The following is a 2,434-nucleotide window of genomic DNA, read 5'->3' as shown; positions in this document are numbered from 1 at the left end:
GGGACGGCCGCGCGAGAGCTCAGACGGTCGGCCGTCCGGTCGAACAGCCACGCGGTCGGCGGAATCACCGCCAGCGCGGTGCACCAGCCGCCGAGGGCGTCGGTCGGGTAGTGCGCGCCCAGACCGACCTCCGCCCAGCCCATGATCGCGCCGGCCACCAGCCCCGCCGCGAGCACGAGCGAGGTACCGGCCGTCCTGCCTAGGCCGAGCCGGTCCGTCGCGAACAGTGCCGCCATGAGGGCGAGCGCGGTGGCGAAGGCGGTGTGCCCACTCGGGTAGGACAGGTTGCCGGGGCCGTGGATGGTCCGTCCCACCAGGTGCTTGAGCAGCGTGGTCGTCCCCACGGTCGTGCCGGCGCCGACGGCGACGAGCACCGCCGCGCGGGGACGCCGCATCAGCAGACAGCCCGCCACACCGGCCACGATCACCATCGCCGATCCCGCGGGTTCCCCCAAGAAGTCCAGGACCAGGGCGACTTGGCGCCACGGCGACCGCACACTGTCCGCCGTCGGCGGGAAGATCCAGCTGTCCACCTCGCCGGGTGCACTGTGGCCGGAGTACAGGACCCCGAGCGCGACGACCACGAGCGCGGCGAGGACCGCGATCAGCCCGAGCGGGGGGCGCAGCGGCGGGGGCAGCACCGCACGCGCCGCGGACCGGCCCGGGCCGGAGTCCAGGTCCTCTCCTGCCGGACGATCCAACGCGAGCCCCCCGTCGTGTCCCCTTCGCGAGCCATAAGCACCCTAACCGCAATCCGGTTGCCGGGGTCGGGCGTTGGGACGGGCGTGCCGGTCTCGGGCATCAGAGACGCGCAGGGACTGCTGTACCGGTTCGGGCAGGAACCGTGGGCCGTCTAGACTCCGGCAGGTGGCACCGGCGGTGGAGCGGTACGAGTTCGGGCTGCTGGGGTCGCTGAGCGGTCGCCATGACGGGCGTCAACTGGATCTGGGCAGTCCGCTGCAGCGTGCCGTCCTGGTCCGGCTCCTGCTCGGCGAGGGACGGCAGTGCGGCCTCGACCACCTCATCGACGCGCTCTGGGAAGAGCCGCCCGGCAACGCGGTGCGCTCGGTGCAGACGTACGTCTACCGGATCCGTCTCTCGTTGGGCGAGGAACGTTCCCGACTGGAGACCACGCAGGGTGGATACCAGCTCGACATCCCGGAGCGGGCCGTCGACGCCCTGCGCTTCGAACGGCTCGTCCGTGACGGCGAGGAACTGCGGGCCGCTCGGCAGACCGGCGCCGCCCTGCGCGCGTTCGACGCGGCGCTGGCACTGTGGTCGGGGGAGCCGCTGTCCGGGGTGCCCGGCCCCTACGCCCAGCGGCACCGGCGACGGTTCGCCGATCTGCGGCTGAACGCCCAGGTGGCGCGGTTGGGATGCGCCGACGAACTGGGTGAGCACGCCCGCGTGGCGACGGAACTGATCTCACTGATCGCCGACCATCCACTGCGGGAGGACCTGTACGCGCTGCGCATGCGTGCGCTCCACCGGGCCGGGCGGGCGGCGGAGGCTCTCGCGGTCTACGGCGCGGCCCGCGACACCATGGTCGCCGAACTGGGCATGGACCCGGGACCGGAACTGCGCGAGCTGCAGACCCGCATCCTCGGCGGCGCCGAGCCCGACCTCGTCGAGTCGCGCCCCGAGGAACAGGGGCAGGGACTGGGGCCGGGCAGTGAATCGGGCGCTGCCCCCGACACGGACCAGGTGCCGATCACGCCGGCCGAGGACGCCCCGGCCGGTGTCCGTCCGCAGCAACTTCCCCCGGCGCCGGGCGACTTCGTCGGGCGGGGGCGGCTGGGGGAGCGGCTCCGGCTGGCGATGCGGCCCAGTGGGGAAGCCGTCGCGCTCGCGGTGCTCAGCGGTATCGGCGGCGTGGGAAAGACCGCGCTCGCGCTGCGCCTCGCGCACGGCATCCGCGGCGACTATCCGGACGGACAGCTCTATGTGGACCTGCGGGGCGACGGCGGCCAGCCCGCCGATCCCGCGGACGTACTGGTCGACTTCCTGCTCGCGCTCGGCATGCCCGCCGCCGCGATCCCCACGACGCCCACCGCCCGCGCCGGGGCCTACCGCACCCTGACCGCCGACCGCCGGATCCTGGTGCTCCTCGACAACGCGTCCGACACCGCCCAGGTGACACCGCTGCTCCCGGGCACACCCGGCAACGCCGCGCTGATCACGACCCGGCACCGGTCGCTCGTACCGCCGGGCGCGACGCGTTTCGAGGTACCGGTGCCCGATCAGCAGGAGGCGGTGGCCATGCTGGGCCGCTTCACCGGCGACGCCGAGATCGCCGCCGACCCGGAACTCGCGCTGGAACTGGTGCACGCGTGCGGGCAGTTGCCGTTGGCGCTGCGCATCATCGGTGCCCGCGCGGCGGCTTGTCCCGGACGCGGGCTCGGTGCGCAGTTGCTGCGGCTGCGCGCCGAGGAGC

Annotated in this window: 2 protein-coding genes; one reads left to right on the top strand and one right to left on the bottom strand. The window is 73.9% G+C overall.

Translation table 11 applies throughout. The features are described 5' to 3' along the window. On the bottom strand, window positions 1–701 hold a 701-nt coding region (locus tag R6V09_RS50890), incomplete at its 3' end, for a phosphatase PAP2 family protein (RefSeq protein ID WP_317888212.1). A 166-nt stretch (window positions 702–867) separates the two neighbouring features. On the opposite strand from R6V09_RS50890, the gene R6V09_RS50885 reads away from it, so the two are divergent. Beyond that, window positions 868–2,434: BTAD domain-containing putative transcriptional regulator (locus R6V09_RS50885; protein ID WP_317888211.1), on the top strand; the 1,567-nt coding region annotated here is incomplete at its 3' end.

The sequence above is a fragment of the Streptomyces sp. W16 genome (genome assembly GCF_033194735.1).
Classification (GTDB): domain Bacteria; phylum Actinomycetota; class Actinomycetes; order Streptomycetales; family Streptomycetaceae; genus Streptomyces.
The sequence above is the reverse complement of the archived record's forward strand: the minus strand, read 5'-3'. Positions and strand labels throughout refer to the sequence as shown.